At 50.5% G+C, this 25095-nt stretch carries 9 protein-coding genes and 2 pseudogenes; all 11 read right to left on the bottom strand.

Translation table 11 applies throughout. The features are described from left to right. Positions 1 to 10: 10 nt before the first annotated feature. Positions 11 to 684, bottom strand: a pseudogene (locus tag JCM10914_RS04945) (MBL fold metallo-hydrolase). A gap of 72 nt (positions 685 to 756) precedes the next feature. Then, positions 757 to 5190, bottom strand: a complete 4434-nt coding sequence (locus tag JCM10914_RS29720) for an SDR family NAD(P)-dependent oxidoreductase (RefSeq protein WP_231638492.1) — start codon at positions 5188 to 5190, stop codon at positions 757 to 759. Beyond that, positions 5076 to 12116 (bottom strand): SDR family NAD(P)-dependent oxidoreductase, encoded by a 7041-nt coding sequence (locus JCM10914_RS29715; RefSeq protein WP_036716996.1) that lies wholly within the window; start codon positions 12114 to 12116, stop codon positions 5076 to 5078. Before JCM10914_RS29715 ends, JCM10914_RS29720 begins: the two co-directional genes overlap by 115 nt. Positions 12117 to 12118: 2 nt before the next feature. Then, on the bottom strand, positions 12119 to 15577 hold the full coding sequence (locus tag JCM10914_RS29710) for a beta-ketoacyl synthase N-terminal-like domain-containing protein (RefSeq protein ID WP_023958103.1): 3459 nt from the start codon (positions 15575 to 15577) through the stop codon (positions 12119 to 12121). Continuing rightward, positions 15574 to 17127, bottom strand: a complete 1554-nt coding sequence (locus JCM10914_RS29705) for a type I polyketide synthase (protein WP_023958101.1) — start codon at positions 17125 to 17127, stop codon at positions 15574 to 15576. Before JCM10914_RS29705 ends, JCM10914_RS29710 begins: the two co-directional genes overlap by 4 nt. Positions 17128 to 17132: 5 nt before the next feature. Continuing rightward, positions 17133 to 18134: a beta-ketoacyl reductase gene (locus tag JCM10914_RS29700; RefSeq protein WP_052019624.1), complete on the bottom strand. Its 1002-nt coding sequence runs from the start codon at positions 18132 to 18134 to the stop codon at positions 17133 to 17135. Beyond that, positions 18086 to 18712 (bottom strand): hypothetical protein, encoded by a 627-nt coding sequence (locus JCM10914_RS29695; RefSeq protein ID WP_052019622.1) that lies wholly within the window; start codon positions 18710 to 18712, stop codon positions 18086 to 18088. Before JCM10914_RS29695 ends, JCM10914_RS29700 begins: the two co-directional genes overlap by 49 nt. Further along, positions 18709 to 19068 carry a polyketide synthase dehydratase domain-containing protein gene (locus JCM10914_RS31260; protein WP_023958094.1) on the bottom strand — a complete coding sequence of 120 codons (360 nt, stop codon included), beginning with the start codon at positions 19066 to 19068 and terminating at the stop codon, positions 18709 to 18711. Before JCM10914_RS31260 ends, JCM10914_RS29695 begins: the two co-directional genes overlap by 4 nt. 25 nt (positions 19069 to 19093) lie before the next feature. Continuing rightward, entirely contained in the window at positions 19094 to 21688 is a 2595-nt protein-coding gene (locus JCM10914_RS04910; protein WP_023958092.1) for a type I polyketide synthase, read from the bottom strand. Then, a complete protein-coding gene (locus JCM10914_RS31665; RefSeq protein WP_370570222.1) occupies positions 21685 to 21885 on the bottom strand; it encodes an acyl carrier protein in 201 nt (66 codons plus the stop codon). The genes JCM10914_RS04910 and JCM10914_RS31665 overlap by 4 nt, the downstream gene beginning before the upstream one ends. Before the next feature lie 423 nt (positions 21886 to 22308). Further along, positions 22309 to 25092, bottom strand: a pseudogene (locus tag JCM10914_RS31660) (SDR family NAD(P)-dependent oxidoreductase); the annotation flags it as partial. Positions 25093 to 25095: the final 3 nt, after the last annotated feature.

Raw genomic sequence — 25095 nt, 5'->3', positions numbered from 1 at the left:
CACTCCCATGTCATTGAAAATTAAAGACGCTTTTCTGATTCGGCCTCATTCGGAAATCCACAAAATGCTTACGCGAATTCAATTGAAAGTAGATGTTCAGATCGTGCAGCTTGCTTATGGCCTGCCCAGGCTCGGCCCCGTAGGAATGTCCGGGATACACGCGCAAGTCCAGAGCTGCCAACGATTTAATCTTTTGAACGCTCTCAAACATCGCCTCGCTGAACCGCCTCTAAAATTACATGCTCCGCAGCCTTCTATAAATAAAGTATCCCCTGTAAAAATACAGTCCTCAAGCAAAAAACACATGCTGCCCGAGGTGTGCCCGGGAGTCCACAGGCAAGTGACTCTTGTTTCCCCGATGAAGATGACTTCTTGATCCGATACGCTTACCAGGTTTGTGCAATGGAATCCGTAGTCTTCGATTTCCGCCTTCGACATGAAGACATCACATTCAAAGATCTCCGTCAGCACCAGTGCTAAATTCACGTGATCATAATGGGAGTGCGTCAACATAATTCCCTTCACGTCTGCATCTATATCGTTCAGCTTGCCCAGAATGGCATCGAGTTCCCACGAAGGATCGATTAACAAGGCAGAACGACTGCTTTTGTCCAAAACGATGTAACAATAATTAATATAGGGGAGCGAGACCGTTCGTAGTGCAAACACTTCGTAATTAACCATTGTCCTTCCTTTCGCATAGGGCATGAAAATTCCCGACTAAGCGCCTTGTATCACAGCTTAGCCGGGATCTGTTCAAACCTTGCTTCCGTGTAAATCTTTCGTTAGGTCTTTAAACTTGCGGAGAAACTCCTGGGTTATGCCATGCTCAGAATATAACTCTTCACAAAATGCAAAAATCGTTTCATACGATTTAGCTTCCGACAACAGCACCATATGATTAGAAGGATCAATGTCCATGACGTGCAGATCCGGGAACTGGCGTTCCCACTCTTCCCAATAGGTTGCTTGGTCAAGAGCCGATGAATCTTCGGTTGTCGAGAAGTACGGCTCCAGCTCCCCGAAGATCAGGCCGCCCTTATTGCGGAAATAGTAGCAGGTTACGGCATTAGGGTCAGCGAGCGGCATTACCGCAAATTGATCGAATTGGTAAGCATGCTGTATCTTGATATTCGCCTCGATCATGGACATAATCTGATCCTCGCTCTTGGTTAGTCCGCGTGTATTGCCGAGCTTAATAAGCTGCTCGAGCAGTTTCGACTCTTCAACATTAAAGTCCAGTTCATCCCTATGAATCAGCGTCTGGATAAATTGATCCGGCTCCTCAAAATTCCTTGAAGCAAGTGCCAGGTTAACCGCCTGCAACACGGCCGTCGTTCTTGAGACGGCTCCTTGCTGGAACTCCTTGCCGTATGGTGAATCCAGCATCACGACCGAATTCACTGAATGCCCCAGCTCCTGCAATTGACGCGTCACCTCATAGGCCAGAACCCCGCCTAAGGAGTATCCTCCCAAATCATAAGGACCGACGGGCTGAACCGATTGAATAATATGGGCATAATAAGCGGCCATGGCTCCCACCCCTTTTAATGGGGGACGGTCAGTCAACCAGCCCCTCGCCTGAATTCCGTAAAATGGCCGCCCGCTCTGCAGCGCCAGCTTCTGGTACATTTCGACGCCGCCCAAGCCTCCATGAAACCAAAATACGGGCAAACCTTGCGTTCCTTTGTTAAGCAGGATGAGCTCGGGAAATTGCGGCCAATTGACGGGTGCAATAGACTCATGATGCGGCTTGGGTATGTGCTGTCTGTCTTCCTCCGGCGTCCATTCGATGATGCCGATAATATCCTGCAGCGTCCTGCACTCCTGCAGCTTGACAAGGTCAACCCCGGGATCCAGCTGATTCTGGAGCTGTTGTAGCAACTGCATCAGTAGAATGGAGTCAAGTCCATATTGATCCAACGGCAGGCCCGGATTCAACTCGGCCGGTTCCATTCCCAGTATCCTCGATACGATCTCACTCACTCGGCCGCTTATATAAGGATCGGTTTCCGTTTCACGCACATCGTCAAGGTTGGGCCAGCACCTTCTCTTCTCAAATGGATAAACGGGAAGAGACAATCGATGGACTCGTTCTCCTGCATGGAGCCCTTCCCAAGGGAATTTCCCGCCTTTTGTCCACTGCGAAGCGATATTGGCCAAGTCGTTGGCTGCAAAAAGCGCCTGAACCGCATCTGCATCCGTCTTGGAGCTTGAGAAGGTGGCATCTCCCGTGAAAATGACGAGATTGGATGCACGCTCCCCGGAATGATTCTGTGACGCTTTCAGGAATAACTTCAAACCGAGGATCAGCTCCTCCCTGCTGCTGGCTACAAAGGCTAAACGGAACTCCATCTGCTCCCTTCCGACCTGTAAGGTATATGCCAAATCTTTTAATGAGCATCCGGCATGGCGTTCTGCGTATTCAAGCATCTGCGAAGCATATTCTTCTAGACGCTCTGGTTTTTTTGCCGACAGCACGATAATCTGAGGCTCACCGGAAGGGTCATCCCGAGGGCTCTCTTCATCTGCAGGAATATACTCTTCCAGAATGACATGCGCATTCACGCCGCCGATCCCGTAGCTATTTATCGCTGCACGCCGTGGAATCGTCTTCCCGTAAACACCGGTTAAGGCTTCCCATTCTTGATGCTCTGCAGAGATTCGCAGCGGGCTGCCCTCCAGCGAAATATGTTCGCTCGGCCTTGTAAATCCGACCACCCCCGGGATAAGTTTATGCCTTATCGCCTGTACGGCCTTGATCAACGAAGCCATACCGGAAGCCACCTCCCCATGACCCAATGCAGGCTTCAGGGTACTGATATAACAAACATTGTCCCGAGGCGATTCGGTTGAAGACGGAGCGGCGTATGACGAGATCTCCTGATATCCCGATCTCAGAGCATTCACTTCAATGCCGTCCGCCATTGGGGATGCAATGCCATGCGCTTCGATATAAGATATCGTCTGGGGATGGACTCCCGAGCCTTTAAAGGCTTGGGACATCGCTGCCTTCATGCCTGCAGCATTGGGAGAGGTCAATGACATCCCCTTGCCCCCATGGGCTACGCCTGTTCCTTTGATTACCGCATAAATAAGGTTATTGTCCTTGATCGCTTTTGACAAAGGCTTGATGATCATCGCACCAACCCCCTCGCTCCGCACGAACCCGTCTGCGTCGGACTGAAAAGATTTAGCGCGTCCATCTGGGCTAAGGTAACCCATGGCATCAAAACCAATGAAGCCTATGGGAGAGATCAGCAAGTTTACGGCACCGACAATGGCTTGTTCGCATTCTTGATTGCGAATCGAGCGAATTGCACGATGCAAGGCTACCAACGTTGAGGAACAAGCGGTTTCATAATATTCGCTCGGCCCTTGCAAATTTAAGGCATAGGAGATGCGGTTCGGAATCAAGGATGGAACTACCCCTGTCATCGCTTGAGGATTCCCTTGCGAAATCGAAGTAATGTTCATATAATCGCCGGGACCTGCGGCTACGAATACGCCCGTAGGATCTTGCGACAGCTTGCTCGGCGCTATACCGGCATCTTCAACCGCCTTCCAAACCTGGGTCAGCAGGAGACGCTGCTGGGGATCCATAATTTCGGCTTCCCTCGGAGAAATGCCGAAGAATAACGGATCAAATTCCTCCACGCCTTTAATGAAGCCTCCCCACTGTAAACTGGTATGCCCGTTAGCCTCCGAAGGATCATCCAAGCACTCCCTCCAGTCCCATCGTTCCTTTGGTATTTCCGTAATACAATCCTTGCCCTCCACGATGTTCTTCCAGAATTCATTCACATCCTGTGCCATCGGAAACTGGCCGCTGATACCCACGATTGCAATCGGCTCAGATTCGGAAGGGGTGTCTTGAGAATCTTGAGAAACCTGCGCTTGCAGTACAGGATGGACCACTTTCGGTGCCCACCCGGAGCGCGATTTTCTGATGGAAGTCACAGCTTCCTTCTCGACCTCTATTGTCTGAACCTCTGAAACGTCCGACTGAACGTCGGATGGATTCTCTGCGGCAAATGCAGCCGGATGTTCCGCGATCAAGTATTCGGCAAAACTATCCAGCGTCGTATATTCAAAAAACACGGTCGGTGTCAATTCAAGGCCGTAGGCATCATTCAGCATATTGGCGAATTGCGTAAGCGAGATCGAATCGAATCCATACTCGCTGAGTTCCGATTGAATATCGATATCTTCCAGCTTAACCTTCAATAGTTTGGACACGTTCTGCATCAATGCCGTCTCTACGCTATCCCGCAGGGTGCCGTCTTCATGTTTGACGGAAGCCGTCATGTTCGGCTGTGGAGTGATGGCTGTTGCTGGACTGATCGCGGTTGCTGGAGGCAGCATTCTAGGTTTCATTCGTGACATCATGCCTGTCATCACCAGAACCTGATCTCTTCCCGAAGCCAGTCCCTGATACAACGCTTGAATTCCTGCAGAGGTCTGCATAGGGACGGTGCCCAAACTCTTCATCATGATTTTCTCAACATCCTCGCCGACACGCATGCCGCCTTCTTTCCACAGCGGCCAATTGATGGATAACATTCGTCCATGCCTTTGCTTGGATGCGGTGAGCGAGTTTCTATACTCCGAGAAGGCATCCATAAACGCATTGGCGGCAGAATAATCAGCCTGGCCCGGATTTCCCGTCGCCCCGGCCACAGAAGAAAAGGCAATAAATAAATCCAGTTGAATATGTTTACTGGCTTCATCCAAATTTAAGAGACCTTTTACTTTTGGGGCCATCACGTCTTGCAGCTCTGCCACGTCTTTTCTAAGAATAAGATTGTCCCGGATGATGCCCGCTCCATGAATGATGCCGTTCAGATGTCCATATTCATCATGGATGCTTTGAATCAAGGCGGAAACCTGCTGCCTGTCCGTCACGTCCACCTGTCTATAGTCCACCTTTGCACCCCGATTACCCAGTTCCTCCAGTTCGGTTAGCATCCCCGCGTGCAGAGGCGAACGTCCGGTAAGAATCAACACGGCTTCTCTGGTTTTATTCATGATTTCTCTGGCAAAAATGATGCCCAGACCCCCAGCACCACCCGTGATCAGGTAGATGCCCCGGTCTTTCCATGGAGCAACCGCTTCCTGACCGTCGGCATGAAGCTCGCCCCATCCGGCAATCCAACGTTTACCGTCCCGATATCGGATGCGTTGATCCAATGGATGGTGGCTATTTCCATGAATACATCAGCCCATTTCATCATTTCGATCGATCCTGATTCTATTTCGATAAATTGACATACCAGCTTGGAGTTTTCCGTCTGTGCTGCCTTCATCAATCCCGAAAGACCCGAGAACAGCAGCCGATCATGCTGTGATAGAGATGCAACCTGAATCAGAACTTTATCTTTCGGCTTCTCTTTCAGGACAGCTTGGATTTCTTCAAATATCCGGCTGGCATAGTTTGTAAACCGATCCTCCATTCGTTCCTGAGACGATTCCATCGTTATACTGCGTGCCTGACTCATCTGTCGGTTCAAACTCTGCTGCAAGTCCAGACCGAGCTCACACAGGAAGACCAGGTGTTTGGCATAACCCTGAGCGCTTACTATCCGAGGAACAGGCTGCTCCCTCCAGATCGGCTCAAGCATAAGCGTACCAGGCGTCTCTGAAACGCCCTGTGACTTCACTTCACCGTCAAGCACCCTGGTTGAAAAGCCCTTCATTTTTACAACCACATTCCCTTGAGCATCACATAAATCGATATCCAGTTTCTGCACTTTACTCTCTGCTTTATTTCCCTCGCTGTACCGGATCAGAGCCCACATTTCGGATGGGCAGCGGCCCAATACTTCAAGTTCCTGAAGTGCGAACGGAAGTCCCGCTTTCAACGCAGCGGACGATGCAGGATCTGAGCTCATCATCATAGAAATCGTTGCTTGCAGAGCCGAATCCATCAAGCTGGGATGCAGGGTAAACGATTGACTTGTTTCGGAAACCACAGCCGGAAGGGACAGCTTAGCCAACGCCTGACCATTTCCTAAATAGACTTCCTGTATCCCTTGGTGAGCCGGACCGTAATGAATGCCCATGGCTTTGTATGTTTCATAAATCGGCCTTGAAGAGATGACATCTCGATTACATTCAGCCTGAAGTGCTTTGATATCCAGCGCTGCATGATCATCCAAGCTGAATAATACCGCACTTCCCTGACTATGCAGGAACGCTTCGCTGGCAGCTTCTTGTTCACTACTGTATACTTCGTAGGCAATTTCGCCGTTGTCTTCATGATACAGATCAATATAGACTTGAACGGGTTTATCCCTCACCGCAATGGGCCGGGCCCAAACCACATTCTTAAGCCGTATTCCCGTGCGGTCTTTCTTCAGCATCTCCCCAGCCGTTTGTTCGACGGCCGCCCGCGCCATTTCGAGATAAGCCACTCCAGGCAGGACTGGCGATCCCTTCACGACATGATCCTTCAGGAAAAACTCGTTCCCGTTATAAATCGAAGTAAACCGCAGCCCCGATAGATCAGAAGTATTCTGATGAAGTAAGGGATGAACAACAGACATCGCTAATGCTTCAGAAGGCTTGCTAGTTCCGGCCTGTGCCTCCGTTTCAGGTATCCAGTACGGTTCTCCGGCAAAAGGATAGGTTGGCAAGCCGATGCGGCTAGGTTTAACATCGCCATAAATCTGGCTCCAGTCCACACTCAGCCCTCTCACCCATAGATTGAGAAGTTTGGCGTACTTTCCTCGCCGGATCCATCTAACGATGGCATCCTGGATTTCTTCATCGGCCTCAAGGAGCGACATCGTCTCCTTATTGCGCTTGACCTGCCCTCTAAACATATCCTTGATATGATCTCGGCCCTCCATGAATTGGTGCAATTTCGCCTTTAGATCGTCCATGGATTCAACGATCATGGCCAAGCGCTCTTCCATGGTCTCGCGTCCCACTTGAAGCGTGTACGCCATATCAGGCAAGCTTGCGTCTGTCAGCTGTTCTTCGCTGATCGCGTGCAACAGCTGCCTGGCCTGTTCCCGGAGTCTGTCTTCATTTTTGGCAGATAAGAGTATCAATGCAGGGCTTTGTGAATGGACGGCAATCTGAGCCTTAGGGCTGTTCTCAGGAATATACTCCTCAACAACGATATGAGCATTGGCTCCCCCTGCACCGAAGGACGAAATTCCGGACCGGCGCGGAACCTCCTGTCCATTGATTGTAGGCCGTTCCCAATACGCCGTTTCCCTCTGCACGACAAAAGGCGTCAGATCGAAGTCAATGTTAGGATTTAGCCCTTGACCATGCATGACATTTTTCACCAGCGTTTGATGCTTTAATTGAAGCAGCACTTTGGTAAGCTGTGCGATGCCAGCCGCTGCCTCTGCATGTCCGATATTCGATTTGACCGAGGAGATGGAGCAATATCCTGTTGCTTTGGTGTGCTTACCGAAAACATCCGTCAAACCTTTAATCTCGATCGGATCACCAAGCGCCGTCCCCGTACCGTGAGCCTCAATGGCGCTGATGCTTCTTGGGTCGATTCCACTTTGGCTAAGGGCGTTCTCGATGGCCTGTGATTGGGACACCGGGCTTGGCACAGTGTAACCGTTCGTCCTGCCCGCGTGACTGACCGCGGTGCCCTTTATGACTCCGTAAATGTAGTCGTGATCCTTGATTGCTTCTTGCAAAGGTTTCAAAAAGACGGCGCCTACCGCCTCAGAAGGTACATAGCCTGTTCCGCCTTCACCAAAAGCACGGCATCTTCCGTCCGAGGCGCTGAATTGCCCCTGGCATAACGTAATATATTTGCTTGGATGGAGGGACAGATTAACGCCGCCTGCGATAGCCATCTTGGACTGCCCGTTTCGGATGCTTTCACAAGCCAAGTGAACAGCATACAGAGATGACGAGCAGGCTGTGTCCACCGTTAAACTTGGTCCCGTGAAGTTCATGATATAGGACACCCTGTTCGCAATCGAGAACATCTGACTCGTCGCCAGATACATATCTTGATTGGCTTGCTTGGCCGCATCGGCCATAAACAGCTGATAATTGTTAAAGGTAGCACCTACAAAAACTCCGATTTGATTGCCATACCCGCCATGCTTCAACGATTCCCGGGTATAACCCGCATTCTCCATGCATCCCCAGGCAACCTCCAGAAACAGCCGTTCCTGAGGATCCATATACATCGCGTCTCTTGGCGAAATATTAAAAAACAAAGGATCGAAATGATCGATGCGATCTAAGAAGCCCCCCCATTTGCTATAACTCAATCCTTTCGCAACGGCTTTCGTCCGATCCGGCTCGTAGAAGCCCTCCAGCGACCAGCGGCTTGCCGGAATCTCTTCAATGCAGTCCTTTCCTTCGTACAGGTTATTCCAGAACTGCGCAAGCGTATCTGCTTTCGGATAGCGGCCAGCCACTCCAACAATGGCAATATCCGTAGGCATGTCTACTTGGCGTTCTGTCAAAGCTACCTGTTGGTTAGACGATCTGGCTATTGGATTGGAGGCCGATGAAGCTTGTTTTTTTGGTGTTTCAACTTGCTTCAGGTTCTTCAGGGCCTGCCCGGCCGCAGCCGTACCGACGAGCTTGGATACCACTTCCTTGTACTCCTGGGCTATATAAGCGGCTAATGCCTTAATGCTGTTGTACGTATAAAAGAGGGTGGTATCCAATTTCCCGACCCATAACTCGATTTTTCGATTCAGTGCAGTAATCATCAAGGAATCCAGTCCTAATTCTTCAAAGGAAGCTTCATCCTCCAATTTATCATTGGAAATTCCGGTAACCTCTCCAAGGAGCATTCTTAATCGCGCTGAGGCTGCTAATACCATCGCTTCCTCATCCACGCTACCCTGATGAGGAGCCTGTTCTTCATTAAATTCCGGCTCCAAATCCTCTATGTGACTAGCAGTTGGATGCTCTTCCGCTTCCACCACGTAATCGAAGCCCGTCTCTTTTTCCACCCATGCAGCTGCCGCCTCGTTTACCGCTGTCTCAGCAGAATCCACCCAATACTCCCCTTTTTCAAAAGGATAGGTTGGAAGTTTTACCTTATAAGGTTGATCTTCGCCAAACAGCAGATTCCACTCGATGTCGTACCCTTGGCAATAAAAATCCGCCAGCGCAAATAACGTCTCTTGAAATGCGCTTTTATTATGATGCTGGGTGCGGATCTTGGTCAGAAGCTCCTGTATATATAATTGCATCGCTTTTTGCCCGGTAAAGTCCCTTGAAACTCTGCCCTTAAATAGATTCGGCGCTTTCTCGCTGCCAGCAGACAACTTCAGCACATACTTCGCATCGCCTAAATCCTGAATGACCACGGCGCAGCGATGGCTGAAATGGCGGCGTCCTTTCAATAACGTATAGCTTATATGCTGGAGATCTTCCTCATTCCATGTCTCATGATCAAGCGTTTGAACCATATCCCGAATCTTTTCATCGAGTGCTTCCTTCGTTTTCGCTGACAGTGCAAGCAAATGGTATGGTGGACGTTCCTTGGACACCTCCCCTTTATCCCTTGTATAACTCTCCAGAACCATATGCGCATTGGTCCCGCTCATGCCAAATGCGCTTACTGCCCCGGTAAGGGCTGCTCCATCCTTGCTGCTCCAGGCTCTCGCTTCCCTGTTAACATAGAACGGACTGGCATCCCAATGGATGTAATCGTTCTTCTGTTCAAAATGGAGGCTTGGCGGAATCCGTTCATGGCGCATAGAAAGCACCAGATTGATCAGACTGACCAGACCGGAAGCTGCAAAGGCATGTCCGAAATTCGTCTTCGAGGAGGTAAGCGCACAATAACCCTGTTTTCCCGTATGCGCTTTGAAAGCTTCATTCAATGCATTGATTTCTACAGGATCGCCCAACTTTGTGCCCGTGCCGTGGGTTACGACGTACTCTATTTCTTCGGGATTTATTTGATATTGAGCATAAATCTCTTGCAATAAATTACTCTGAGCAATTCCGCTTGGAGCCGTAATTCCATTGGTTTTCCCATCGTAGTTCACTCCGCTGCCGCGAATAACCGCCTGGATAGGATCACCATCCGCTTCCGCTTGCGACAAACGCTTGAAGACCAGAGCAGCAACGGCTTCCCCAGGAACGGTCCCGTTCGCCCGATTGTCAAAGGCATAACACTTGCCGTCCTCGGATAAAATCCCTGCCCGGCTAATTCCGGCGTAGGCATGGGGGGTGAGCAGCAAGTTGACGCCAGCCACAATTGCGGTGTCGCATTCTCCATTCCGCAGGCTCATACATGCCTGATGAGCAGCTACCAGCCCTGATGAACATGCCGTATTAATCGCCATATTCGGCCCGCTCAAATTCAGGAAATAGGATAATCGCGCTGCCAGGATCGCGTTGTGATTAGAGGTGATGGTCCCCTGGTCTTTGACAAGCAGATGATAATCGCCATCCTCAACCCCGACAAACATTCCGATCTTGCCTGCACCGAGCTTGTCTTCACCGTACCCGGCATCTTCTAACGCCTTCCAAGATTCCTGGAGCAGCAGCCGCTGCCTCGGATCCATCGTTTTTGCCTCATTAGGCGATATCTCGAAGAACATCGGATCGAATTCGCTGGCGCCCGGAATGGTGCCACTCCATTTGCAATGGATGGGTCCAGACTCCTGTTCATCATCCCCGTAATATTTCCGCCAATCAAACCTCTCAACAGGAACTTCCGACACTGCGCTTCTGCCTTCAGCCAGAATCGTCCACATCTCATCGATATTTCGAGCTTCCGGAAAACGTCCACTCATGCCGATAATCGCGATAGGCTCATGAACGGCCGGTGGTGAGGCCTTTCTCGGCGAGACCTTTCCCGCTGATCCCCGTGCTCGCTTGAATGCCTTTTGCTCAGATCCCGACCTGTCCGCTGGATGCGGCGATTCCACATCGGCGATCTGACTTTCCCTGTAGAATCCAGCCGCCATTTCCTTATGCTCATCGAGGAAATATCGTATTAATTTTCCAAGCGTGGATTGTCCGAAGAACAACGAAGGCGCGATATCCAAGCCATAATGCTCCGTCAAAGCGTTAGCAAACTGGGCAAGATTGATGGAATCGAAGCCGAATTCCGCCAGGTTCTCCTCCAGGTCCAGCTTATCGCGAGGGATTTTAAGCAATTGGCTGACAATTTCCTTCAAATCCCATTCCAGACACTGCTCAAGGCTGAAGCCTTTCATCTCGCTCCTCCAGCCCTTGCCTGGAGCGGATATCGTTTGATCCGTCTTCGGCTCTTGTCCGTTCGCTTCAATGGCGGCACCACGAGCGGCAAGTCCCAGGAATCTGTGCACACGGCTCCGTTGCCCAACCAGTACCAGATGCTGCGGATGGTCGTGAGATAATAGGCGCTCGAATATGTGCAAGCCTTCTTCGGTCTCCAGAAAACGCTGGCCGCTAGATTTTAAATACAGCTCTGTGTTGGCTTTGTCCTGAAAGCCCATACCCCCGTCCTTCCATAACGGCCAGTTGATTACAATGGAACGACCGCTCCGGTTCAGCTCGTTCCGGTGTTGGGCATAAGCCATCTGAAACCGGTTGCCAACGGCATAATCGCAGGAACCAAAATCTCCGAGCACAGCCGAAGTGGACGAAAAATAACAGATAAAGTCCATAGCTTGTTCTTCCTGAAGGATTTCGTCCAGTGCAAGCGTACCTTCGACTTTAGGGGCAAGTATCTTATGGAAATCCTCCATCTTTTTCTCAAGTATATTCTGATTGCTTGATATGCCAGCTGCATGAATAACCCCATGGATGGGTCCAAAGCGATCCGTTGCAGGGGCCAAGGCTTCCCGCATGCCTTCTATATCGCAGATATCAGCCTGAACGTAAACGACGCGGCTGCCCCTATTCTCCAGCTCCTCCAGCCTGGACCGTTTGTCGTCATTCATTCCTGTTCTGCCTGTAAGGATCAGATTTGCGGAATATCGGTCTGCGATATGTCTGGCAAAAAGAAGCCCCAAACCGCCGCAGCCGCCTGTAATAAGGTACGTTCCCCCTTTCTTTAACATGTTGGCGCCGTGCTCCATCACGGTGGGCCTGATCCGTCGAACATGCCGCTTGCCGTTTTGATACAAGACGCTTGTTGCTTGATTGGAGCTTAATTCCGCCCACAGCTTCAAGGTTAGATCTGTCGCGAAAACGTCTCGAGCTGTGCCTCCGCCTCTATGGAAACGACGCTCACGCTCAAATTAGGCAGTACGAGACCGAGTGAACGCTCAAAGCCCGTCCATGATTCCATATAGCAGCGTTCCAGCGGGTTCTCGTATTGGCCTGCCAGTAACAACTGCTTCGGTTTCAGTTTTGAAGAGGAGATAGCCTGAACGAGATGAACGATGCTAGAAACATCCTTAATGTACACGGCATCTTCGATAGGCCACAGATACAGCATGGCATCGACTTCTTTGAAATCCTCCTTGATGCTTGTCAATACCTTCACATACGATTCCCGATCCGTCTCCGCAATGCTGTAATCATACGCAGAGTTTTTGGCAAAGCCGGTGCTTCGCGAAACAAAAATAACCCGGGTGTCCCCACCCAAGCTTGTTACGGTCTCCGAAACGTTCTGTTTGCTCTCATGCCGTGAGAGGAAACAGATTAGCGTCTGGATTCCTTCGTTATGCGTATCCCTTAAAACTTCTTCTTCCCATACCTCTTCAAACGTCATCATTTCGTAAGGCTCTTGCATTTGTTTCATTGAAGCTCCGGCGTGCTCGTCCTTGCTCGGTCTGTTTGTGATCCGCAAGCTTCGTGATTGAGCTCCGGTAACACCCGTGTCAATCTGGGACGTCCAGTACAGTTCTCTGGCAAACGGATACGTCGGAATCGCAAGATGGGTAAGCCCAACCGACTTGCCTTCATATAAATCATCGCCGCTCACTTCATAGCCCTGGCAGTAGAGGTCAGCTAATGCATGCAGAGCCTCCCGGTATTCGTTCGGATTCTCCATCAGAGACGGCGTTGTTCTCAAAAGGTCTTTGACATACTGCTGAATCATACGCTGTCCTTCAAAATCACGCGGCACTTTCCCGCTAAACAGGCCTGGCAGCCGTAACTTATCTGCGCTTGTCGACAATGCATACTCCGCATCCTGTCTACCCCGTATAACGATTGCAGCCCGATGGTTAAAGTGCTGTCGTCCTTCCAGCAAGGTATAAGCCAGTTGGCCCATTTCGTCTTGTGACAGCTCCGCATTCCGCAGCATGGCAACCATGTCTTGAATCTTCTCTTCCAGAGCTTCATTCGTTTTGGCGGAGAACGTAAGCAAATGATAAGGAGGACGGTTTGCAGGCTCTTCAATCGGCTCTCTGGCGTAGCTCTCCAGCACCATATGAACGTTAGTTCCACTCATTCCAAACGCGCTTACCGCTCCCAGGCGGTTTTTTGTGCTGCTCGAGGGCCAAGGTTTGTTGGTTTTATTCACATAAAAAGGACTTTCCGTCCAATGGATAAAATCATTCTCCTCTTCAAAGTTCAAGCTTGCAGGAATCATCTCGTGACGGAATGCCTGTATCAGGTTGATCATATTGACTAAACCGGAAGCGGCAAAGGTATGCCCGAAGTTGGTCTTATTGGAAGTAATCGCACAGTATCCCTGTTTATCGGTATGCGATTTAAATGCTTCTTGTAAAGCGTTGACTTCAACCGGGTCTCCCAATCTGGTTCCGGTACCGTGCGTAACGACATATTCGATATCTTCCGGCGTAACCTTGGACTGCTGGTATACGGCTTTTACAAGATCGGTTTGTGCCACTCCGCTCGGGGCAGTGATGCCGTTTGTTCTGCCGTCATAGTTCATGCTGCTCCCGCGGATGACCGCCAGAATGTGATCCCCGTCTGCTTCAGCTCTGGATAAACGCTTGAGTACCACCACGGCAACCGCTTCTCCGGGAACAAGTCCGTTCGCCCGCTTGTCAAAAGCAAAACATGTTCCATCCAAAGAGAGCATGCCTGCCTGACTCATCCCGATATATGGCTCGGGGGTCAGCATCAGATTGACACCGGCTGCAATGGCCGTATCGCACTCCTCGTTGCGAAGGCTGAGACAAGCCTGATGTGCTGCCGCCAGCCCAGAAGAACATGCGGTATCCACCGTCAGTACAGGTCCCTTCAGATTCAAGAAATAAGACAGCCTTGCTGCCAGAATGGCATTGTGGTTGGAGGTAATTCCTGCTTCCCCTCGAACCAACTGTTGATAATCTCCTTGCTCTGCCCCAACAAACATCCCTATCTTCCCGGCTTCGATTTTTTGGGCGCCATAACCTGCATGCTCCAAGGCTTTCCATGCCTCCTGCAGCAATAAACGCTGTCTCGGATCCATCAACTCCGCATCCTTGGGCGAAATTTCGAAGAACAGCGGATCGAATTCACGGACGCCTGGAATGCAGCCGCACCATTTACTGTCGATCTTGCGATCATCCTTGCCGGAGTCTCTGTAATACGAACGCCAATCAAACCGATCAGAAGGAATCTCTTTCACCGCATTCCTGCCTTCCTCCAGAATGGTCCACATTTCTTCTACATTTCTCGCATCTGGAAAGCGTCCGCTCATGCCAATGATGGCAATCGGTTCGGGTGCCTCTGAGGAAACGTTGCGTGACGTCGCCTTTGGCCTAGCAGCCGGCCGTTCTTTCGTGTGTACGGCAGGTGCAATCGGTCCGCTCGCTTTTGCCTCATAGTAGAATTCTGCAACGACCGCTTGATGCTCGCTCATTAAATAATCCGCTATTTTATCTATTGTGGAATGTCCAAAAAACACCGCAGGCGTGAGTTCGATCCCATAATGCTTCGAAAGCGAGGCTGCCAAGTGGGTCAAGCTTATAGAATCAAACCCGAAATCCGCAAGATTGATTTCACTATCCAGTCGATCCTGCTGGATTTGGAGCAAAGTACCGATCTGCTCCTTCAAATCCCACGCTATGCATTGCCTTGTGTTTAAACCACTTATTTCTCTGCGTCGGCCCTTGCCTGAGTCGGCTCTTCGATTCTCAACCTCGCCATTCGGTGGTTCCATCTTTTCTTCTGCATGCAGCCTCACGGACTCATCCGAATTCAACGGTTCGATGAATGAAACGGGAGTGGATATGAAGCGCTCACCAGCCAGCTTGTCAGCTATAAAGTATCGTTCCTTCGCGAATGGGTAGGTCGGCAAACTCCTGCGGCGCGGTTTAAGCCCCGCGCTATACAGGTTGTTCCAATCCACACTTAGCCCTTGGACCCAAAACCTGGCTATATTTTGATAATCCCGTTGCTGCAACCAAATCCCCAAGTTTGAATTTACTTGCGTTATTTCCTTCTGTTCTTTTCCGGGTTTGATCTGCCCCTTGCAGAGCCCATCAATGTCTTCTTGCCCTTCCATATAACATGTCAGTTTAGCTTGAAGCTCCTCCATAGAACCCACAACGAGCGCAATTCGCTCCTCCATCGCTTCTCGTCCAATTTGAAGGGTATAGGCTATATCCGGCAGGTCGCTGTCCGATAATTCCTCGGCGCGAATGGCTGCCAAGAGTTGCCGTACCCGCTCTTTAAGACTGAATTCATTCTTGGCTGACAAAGGAACGATTACCTTACCATCCATCATCATTCGATCTTCCCGGGATGCTTCCCCGGTATATATTCTTCCAGTAAGACATGTGCGTTGGAGCCGCCCGCCCCAAAGGATGAAACCCCGGCGATTCTCGGGAATTCTCTCATCTCGCCGTCGAGATGAATGACAGGTCTTCGCCATTCTTCTAGCGATTGCTGGACAACAAAAGGTGTTTTGGCAAAAGCAATATTCGGATTGAGCTCTTTGGCATGCAAGCTGGGCACCATCATCTTATGTTTCATTTGCAAGACGATTTTGGTTAATCCCGCCATGCCGGCGGCCGCCTCCAGATGGCCGATGTTGGATTTGGCGGAACCGATGGCGCAAAACCCTGTATCGGCCGTATCTTTGGAAAACGCTTGAGTAAGCCCGGTTATTTCTATAGGGTCACCGAGATCTGTGCCTGTACCATGCGCTTCAATATAACTGACCGTTCTCGCATTTACGCTGGCCTTGTCCAGCGCAGCACGAACAAGTTCGCCTTGGGCCACTGGATTGGGCACAGTATAACCGTTGGTTTTGCCTCCATGATTCGTGCTGGTGCTTTTAATTACGGCATGGATCTGATCCTTATCCGCAATGGCGCGAGACAGAGGTTTCAGCAGAACCGTTCCAACACCTTCGCCGGGTACAAATCCGTTGGCACCCTGACCGAAGCTTTTGCATTTACCGTCCTTCGAGAGCATCTTCTGCACGCTCAGCCAATGGTAATTGGAAGGGTGCAAATACAGATTCACCCCGCCCGCTATCGCCATTTCGCAATCCCCGAGATGGAGATGTTCGCAGGCTTCATGTATCGCCGTCAAGGAGGAGGAACACATGGTATCGATCGGCATGCTCGGGCCTTGCAAATTCAGATAGTACGAAACCCGGTTTGCGACAGAGCTGAAGGATGTATAGGGGTTCACATGCTCCCCCTGCTCCCACAATCCGGGTCCGTACAGGTCGTAGCCCGTTTTCGTTATGCCGGCAAAAACACCTACCCGGCGGTTATGTTGAACCGCCAGCTGCTCGCGAGTGTATCCCGCATCCTCTAGCGCTTCCCAACAGGACTCAATGAACAGCCGCTCTTGCGGGTCCATCATCATGGCTTCCCGGGGAGAAATGTTGAAAAACAAGGGATCAAAATCCGCATATCCGTCTAAAAAACCGCCCCATTTGCTATAACTCTTGCCTTGTGACACGGCCTCATGCGGATCCGGATCGAAGAAATCTTCCATGGGCCAGCGGTCTGCAGGTATTTCGGAAATCGAATCTTTGCCGGACTTTAAGTTCTCCCAGTACTCGCCCAGATTGTTGGCTCCCGGATATCGTCCGCTTAGACCAATGATCGCAATGGGCTCCCGGGTGTTGCGCTCGTATTTATGAACGGGGAAGCTGGTAGAACGTTTCTGTTCCCGTCTAAGCGAAACGAGGACCGGAAAGGAATCGTCCAGACGCGTGTCTGCTGGAATACTTGCAGGTTTACCCTTGACCTGTTCTTGTTCTCCCATCCCGGTCCACTTCACGCATTGTTCCGTATATTCGGCAGCCAGATAATCTATCACTTCTCCTAAGGTCTGATACTCGTAAAATAACGTTTGGAAAGCTCTCCAAAAAGCCCTTCCATCTTCATATTCAATTGGTTGATCATAATCGAATCGATTCCATAATGCTCAAGAGGTTCGTTTATATTGATTTTGGTAGCATCGAGCTGCGTAATCTCACCGAATAAAGCTTTGAATTGCTGACCTGTTCTGTCTCTTAAACGTTCCTGATCCACCTGGGAGCGATCTGCCGTTTCAGAAATCGCCTGCTTAGGAGCGGAACCTGACAGCACCTTTTCTCTTATCTTTGTTGCTTCACCCGACATGATGAGTACTTGACCATGGCCGGAAGCCAGTGCTTGGTACATAGCCTGAATGCCAGTCTCCGTCTCAAGCGGCTTCATGCCCCAGCTATGCATCATCCGGCCCTCAGCATGCGGGTCGATTCCCATCCCCCCATCCTTCCATAATGGCCAGCCGATAGACAAGGTTCTGCCTTGGCGAAGTCCGGATGCTGCCAGGTCGTTACGATGAACGGCGTAGGCATCCATAAATGCATTAGCAGCAGCATAGTCGGCTTGTCCCGGATTTCCAAAACTGCCCGCGATCGAAGAAAAGAATACAAAAAACTCCAAGGGCATCTCCCTGGAGGCAAGATCCAGATTCACGAGTCCCGATACTTTGGGATCCAGCACTTGCTGTATTTCTTGTCTGTTCTTCTTCAGTATGAAGCTGTCACGAATGACGCCCGCACTATGAATGATCCCGTTCAGATTCCCGAATTCCTCTACGATGTACAGGACCAGATGTTCTGCCTGTTCCTTACGGGTCACATCCGCTTGTAGATATTCGATACGGGCTCCTCTTGACCTTAATTCCCGAAGTCTAACTTCTGTTTGCGCGGAAAGCACGGAACGACCGGTAAGAATCAGCACAGGGTCTTTCACTTGCCGCACAATATCATTGGCAAATAGGAGACCTAGTCCCCCGTCCCCCCGGTAATAAGATAAATCCCGTTGTCTTTCCACGGGATGCTCGCCTCTTCCGGAGACACTGCAACTTCATTCCAGCCTGCCGTCATTCTTTTTCCATGGACATACTGCACGCGATCCTCGGCTAGTCCTTTGCTTTCGTTAAGTTTCTGCACGAGGTTGTCGATATTATCCTCAAACTCTGTTGCTATCCATTGCACTCTTAATCGCGGATTCTCCAAATGAGCCGTTTTCAGAAATCCATAAAGCCCGCTGAGCAGTCTCTGTTCACCTTGCCCCGACATGACCAGCTGAACAAGCGCTTTACCCGTTTCTTTCTGCTCTAATATCGTTTGTACCAGATCCAACATTTGTTGGGTATAGGTATGAAATCGTTGATCAATCTCCAGATTTGGCGGGGATTCCAGCATGTGGACTTCTGCGCCTGTCATCGCGGCTTGTAAGCTTTCTCTGGATACGTGCTCCATATTGCACAGGATAACCATATGCCTGGCTACGTCTGCTGCCATGCCTCTGTCCATTAGCTCCGCTTCTCTAAAGTGCGGTGTAAACAAATGGACCGTGGACGCTGCAGCGAATCCATTAGAATTTGAAAGAGTATGTTGTTTTGTCATATTTTTAACCCTCCCCCAACCATGTCGCGACCTACCATATATTTAGCTTTGCTCTCCTTAAACCGGACTGTGAGCCCCTTCATCCTTGCATACACCGTACCGTGTTGATCATACAAGTCCATATCGACTTGAATATCCATATTCCCTTGCCCGCTATATTCGCTGTTTCGTACATGGATCCATACTTGCGGAGTAGGTTTGCCGATACATTGAAGCTCATGCAAGGATAGAGGCAGGGCAGAATGGACGATATCTCTGCTTATTCGCTGATCTCCATTCGCCAATAGGCCAATCGTTGCTTGCACAGCGGCATCTGTAATGCATGGGTGCAGAATAAACGGATGAGACGAATCCATCAAGCAGTATGCAATGAAAGCTTTGCTAGGACCTCGTTCTGTCCGATAAACAGCTCATCCACCACTTGATGTTCAGGCTGTACGCTGCGCCTGCCTCATCATAAACCTTATACCAACTCTCCCTTGAGAAATATTTCACGTTGCACTGTGTCTGTATGAGGTTCAAATCAATCGTTTCGGCTCCTGGTAGTGGATACGACGACACGCTCCCTTGGTTGTGAATAACCGGCTCCTTGCTGTTCAAGCCAGAGCTGCTATAGATATCAAACGAAATGTTACCCTCATCAGGAAAAACATCGATGTGGAGCTCCTGGCCTTCTGTCCCTAACTCGACGGGGTTGGACCACACTATATCCTTCATCCGAATTCCCTCATGAGACCCAAAGTAAACTCCCCCCGACAATTCCACCGCTTTTCGTGCCATCTCCAGATAGGTCATGCCAGGTATGGTTTTTCCTCCCTTGTCATTCCTATAAGCCAGATAAGGTTCACTTCCCTTAAACGTCGTGCTGTAGCGAACGCCGGACAGATCCGACGTGTTCCGATGAAGCAAGGGGTGCAGCACGGCTTGGCCTGATACCGTTATATCAATGGATGGGAAGCTTTGATGTTTGGTATCCGGTACCCAATAGCGTTCTGTTGCAAAAGGATACGTGGGGAGAGACATAATCGAATAGCGTTCACCCGCGAACAATGCTTCATAATCTAGCGCATATCCTTGAACGTATAACTCAGCAATGGTGGATAACCGTTCCGCATAACCATTCGGATCTGCAGCGTGACACTCCTCGATGCATTGATTTCCGTAACGTTTCAGCGAAGGCTGCTCCCGTCGATCATTTTCGTTCAGTTCTGAAACATATACCTGCGGTACTTTGCTCCGGGTCAGCCATTTTCTTAAGAACGATATAAGTTCCTCTACACTGCGAGCAACGCAGGCTAAACGATGGTTGAAATGCTTTCTTCCTGTCAATAAGGTGTAGCTTAGATTACCGCATTCCGCTTGTGGGTTCCGTTCACAGAACTCGATTAGTTGGTCGGCCTGCCGCCGCAGCTGCTCTTGGGTTCGCGCAGATAACACCAACAGATACCCCGGTTTCCCGGTATGGCTCCCTACAGGTTCCGGCGCTTCTTCAATAACGATATGGGCGTTCGTGCCGCTGAATCCGAAAGAGCTTACAGCAGCGCGCCTTCTATCGCTGGAGCCGGTCTCCCAGTCTCTGAGACTCGTATTGACATAGAACGGGCTGTCCTTAAACTGAATATTCGAATTACCCGACTTAAAATTAAGCGTTGGCGGGATCTGCTTATGCTTCAATGACAGCAAGATCTTGATGATTCCGGCTACGCCAGCCGCATGGGCCGCATGCCCGATATTGGTCTTGATTGAACCGATGGCGCAGTATTCCTTGTCGTCGGTATATTTCCTGAAGGCTTTGGTAAGCGCCTGATATTCAATCGGGTCCCCCAGCTTCGTTCCCGTCCCGTGGGCTTCAACGACCTGTATGCCGCTTGGATCAATATGAAATGTTTCGTATACGCTGCGTTCCAAACTCTCCTGCGAAAGGGCGCTCGGCGCCGTAATACCATTGGTGGTTCCGTCCTGATTCATTCCCGACCCGCGAATGACGCCATAAATATGATCTCCGTCATCCATCGCTTCGCTAAGACGCTTCAATACAAGCACCCCGGCCCCTTCACCAGGAACAAATCCATCCGCACGGTCATCAAAAGTATAACTGTGCCCTGTTGCCGAGAGCATTCCGGCTTTGTTGGTGCTCAAATAGTACCAGGGTGTAGACTGGATAAACACGCCGCCCGCCAGCGCCATTTCCGTCTCACCTGACCACAGTCCCTGGCAAGCGATATGAACCGCGATCAGCGAACTGGAACAAGCGGTGTCAATAGCAATGGCCGGTCCCTTGAGATCAAGGTAATAGGCAATCCGGGCCGGAATGACCGATCCGGCTATGCCCCAGAAGGCTTGCGCGGGTGCATCGTCTCCCGACAGCTGGTGATAATCCCCTGCTCCTCCAAGGCAGCCGACATATACGCCGCACTGGCGTCCCTGGATCCTGGATCCGGCATAACCTGAATCCTCGAGTGCCTTCCAGCACTCCTCCATAAACAGCCTCTGCTGGGGATCCATATAATTGGCTTCTAGTCCGTTAATATTGAAAAAGAACGGATCGAACTGATCTATATTCTCTACAAAGCCGCCCCGGTCGCAATAATGGGCATCCTTCGGATAATATTTCGAAAGATCCCAACGCGGCGACTCTCCGATGAGTTCCGCTCCATTGGCCAGATGCGTCCATAATTCATTCACGTTGGCCGATCTTGCATACTTTCCGCTCATTCCGATAATGGCAATCGGCTCCCTTTGCATGGCAGTCTTGAGGGCAGCCCCTTTCGTTTCAAGATTAGCGGGTTGAGAATTCGGCAACGGAGCCACATCCATAAACCTGCCAAAATAAGAATTAGAGATGGATGCTCCACCTTGTTCGGCTACACCCGGCATGTCTTCAACCTCAGCTGTTTCCTTGCTGAGGTTTTGTCCGAACCCACCGGCAACTGCATCTCTGTGATCCGTTAAAATATACGCTGTGAGCTGCTTCACCGAACTGTAATCAAAGAGGCTTGTCGTATCCAGTTCAATGTTGAGGCTTGATTAAGCACTTGTACCAAGTGAACGCCGATAATGGAATCCAAACCATAGTCGGCAAAGGAATCCTCGAGCTCGATTTCATTGCTGTTGACCTTCAAGGCCTCGGAGAGCTTCTCAATGATCGTCTCCTTCACATGATCTTCCAGCATCTGTTCGGTTATGGCCTTGCTTGTTGGCATAGCCTTGATTTGCTTTTCTGGCCTTTCTTTTGCTATAACCGTCGGCTGCATCCGGATCGCCTCTTCGGTTCGTTTTCCCTTAGACATGGTTCTGACCTCAGCAGCTGAGGTCCCTGATTGAAGCACAGCACTCTGCCGCACAACCCCGTTACTTGCTGCTGCAATGATCTGCTGCCCCCGGTCGTGAGCTTCTTGTGCCGGGAAGAAGACGCCTTCGTAGCCCTCGGACTCTAACACGGCTTTCCAGGTTTCAGGATACAGACCGGGGCTTCCCGGAATGCGTATAGCCTCATCTTCATACAGCCACCAACCTTCCAGCAGTCCAAAAGTTAAGTGGGTGAACAGCCGGTTATCGCTGAGCTCATTGATCAGAACGATGCCGTTCTTTTTTAGCACAGATTTGACATTCCGTAATGTCTGGCGAATATTCCGGGTTGCATGAAGCACATTGGTTGCAATCGCGATATCGAATTCTCCCATAGGCGTATTTGGACCGGCTGCGGGTGCATCTACATTGAAGATTTTATAAGTCAAATAGGAATGCTCCGGACCATACTCTTTTTCGGCAAACAATAAAAACGCCTTGGAAATATCGGTATAACAATACTCCTCGATATGGCTGCGGTAAGGCTTCAGTCTGTGGAACAGCATGCTGCTGGTCCCGCCGGTACCTGCCCCGATTTCAATAAGCCGCAGTTTAACGGCAGGCTCTGCCTTGATCCGGTCTTCCACATACGCTATTAAGGCATCTGCAAGTGCTTCATTGAAATAATCTGCAACCGGATTATTTTTATAAATGCCTTCCACCATTCTCATTGAGGAATCAGGAAACATGATATCGGTCGCAGGACGCTCCCCCGTCAGAATGTCAGGCAGCACACGCAGCACCGCCTCCGCCAGTGTCATCCATGCTTTTAAGCTCGGGTCTGCCAGCCATTCATTCTTTCTCAGCTCCCATTCCTGCCATAATGAATCCTTGTCAGCGGATGCCGAATTCACTAATGTGTACGTTTCACCATCCTGATAGAGGAGGTGATTCTGTACAAGCACACGGCGGCTTTCCTCAAGCCATCTTTCGTACATGGGAGCCAATCCCTTACGGGCATTACCATTACCCGCCGCCTTTATGCCCGACTTCAATAACCCCATAGCCGTAAGCTCGCCCAAGAGCATTCTAGATAAGAGGTCCATCATTTCCCTATCTAGGCTCTGACCCTCGTTCAAGAACGAAGTCTGATAACCTGCCGCAGGGTTATCCCCTTTGAAGTTGACGCTGTGGATTGTTGGCGGGACGTGTTCCGGTAGGATCTCGAAACGCTCTTTAGGATTCATCCCTTCCACCAGAAGGGGTTTGGTCGTTGTAATCATCGCCATTTGATGGATTGGGTTCGATATCAGCAGCTCCACGGCTTTCATTCCGTCCTCCGGTGTTATGAGTCCCAGTCCGATGCGGGACAGCTGCTGTACATCCTCGGAAGCAGCAGCATCGGCGCTGCTCCAGTACCCCCAATTCATCACCTTCACCTTACACGGCCACTCGCTCGAGAGCCGATGGGCAAACGCATCCTTGAACGTACACCCGGAGGCATAGTGGCTTTGTTTTGGATTTTTGATCAAAGCGATCAGAGAAGAGAAAAACAAAACGAAATCTAAAGGCTCCCCCTGAAAAACTTGAGCCATGCGTACGCTCACGTCGATCTTAGCCGACAGCCCTGCTTGGAATTGGTCCTCCTCCATATCCGCAAGGCTGCGGTCCGACAGAACCATCGCGGAATGAACGATGCCGTTAATCCCCTGAAATTTCTGTTTAATGGCTGTATAGGCTCCCCTGAGTTCCTCCAGATCGGTTGCATCCGCTGCGATATAGTCCGGTTTGGGTCCAAATTGAGAAATCCGATTCAAATCCGCTTGGATCTGATCATCCATCGGTCTGCGACCGATCCACACGACGTTAGCCTTATAAGTACGGACCATGTATTCACTCCAGGCTTTACCGATTCCTCCGGCTCCTCCTATTACGACGTAGACGCCCCCGACCTTAAAGCTCGATTCCATCAATGGAGGCGTGTTCATGGGTACGAGATGCTGCCTGTACCACTCCTGGTTCCGATGGACCCAAGGGTGTCCGCGCCGATCCGCAGGCAGCGCAAATAGATCCGTTACAGGCCACTCACGGCCAGCTTCCAGATCGACAATCCTTATGTTCCAGTTCGGATATTCTTTGGCCATCGAACCGACCAGCCCGTGAATGCTCGCATGCGCAGGATGAACCGCATCTGTTCTGTGAACGGATTGCGTATCAAATGTAATCACGGTCCAGCCCAAACTGCGAGCAGAATAGCCCAGTCGGATAAGTGCTTTAATCATCCGGAACAACGGCAAAACGCCTATCTCCTGTCGCTTAATCCATTCACCTTCCGCGATGGATTCTGGCGAACGTTCGGGAGGAGCTATCCATATCATATGGTCTATTCGGCCATAAGCCTCTATTTGGGCTGCAATGTCTGTAATCGTATCTTTTGACGTGATATCGATGTATTGCATCCGAGGGTACAGCTGCTGGATCGCACTTCTGTTTTCCGCCCCACCAACAACCAGAACACGATCTGACGCTTGAGGATGACGCTCTCCTTTTGCTGGCGGCACGACATCCCATACCGGAACAAGGTGAATATTCCCTACAGGAGGCTGTACATGAGCCTCTTGCTGACTGGTGCTTGACTGGCTAGCGGCTTGTAAATCTCCTTCCAGCACCCTTGTTGAGAATCCTCTCATACGGACACGGATGCGGCCCTGCCCGTCACACAAATCGATGTCCAGCTTTTGGGTTTTAGCTGCCGTCGAAGCGGCAGGTTGGTCACTGCTTCGTATCCATGCCCACATATTCGGCGTGCAGCCGCCCAATATGTCCAGTTCCTGCAGGGCAAAGGGCATCACGGGTTTAACCGAATCCGGGATCACACCTTCGGAATTCATTAGAAAACCGATGGTAGCCTGCAAGGCTGAATCCATCAGGCTCGGATGAAGGACATATTGGCTCAGGGTGTTTGCTACGGTTGATGGGATGGACAGCTTAACCAGTATGTGCCCCGAGCCCCTATATGCTTCTTCGATTCCCCTGTGCGCCGGGCCATAATCCATGCCCATCGCATTAAAAACCTCGTAAAAGCGGGAGGCCGA

The organism is Paenibacillus sp. JCM 10914, assembly GCF_001315105.1.
Lineage (GTDB): Bacteria > Bacillota > Bacilli > Paenibacillales > Paenibacillaceae > Paenibacillus_AQ.
The sequence above is the reverse complement of the archived record's forward strand: the minus strand, read 5'-3'. Positions and strand labels throughout refer to the sequence as shown.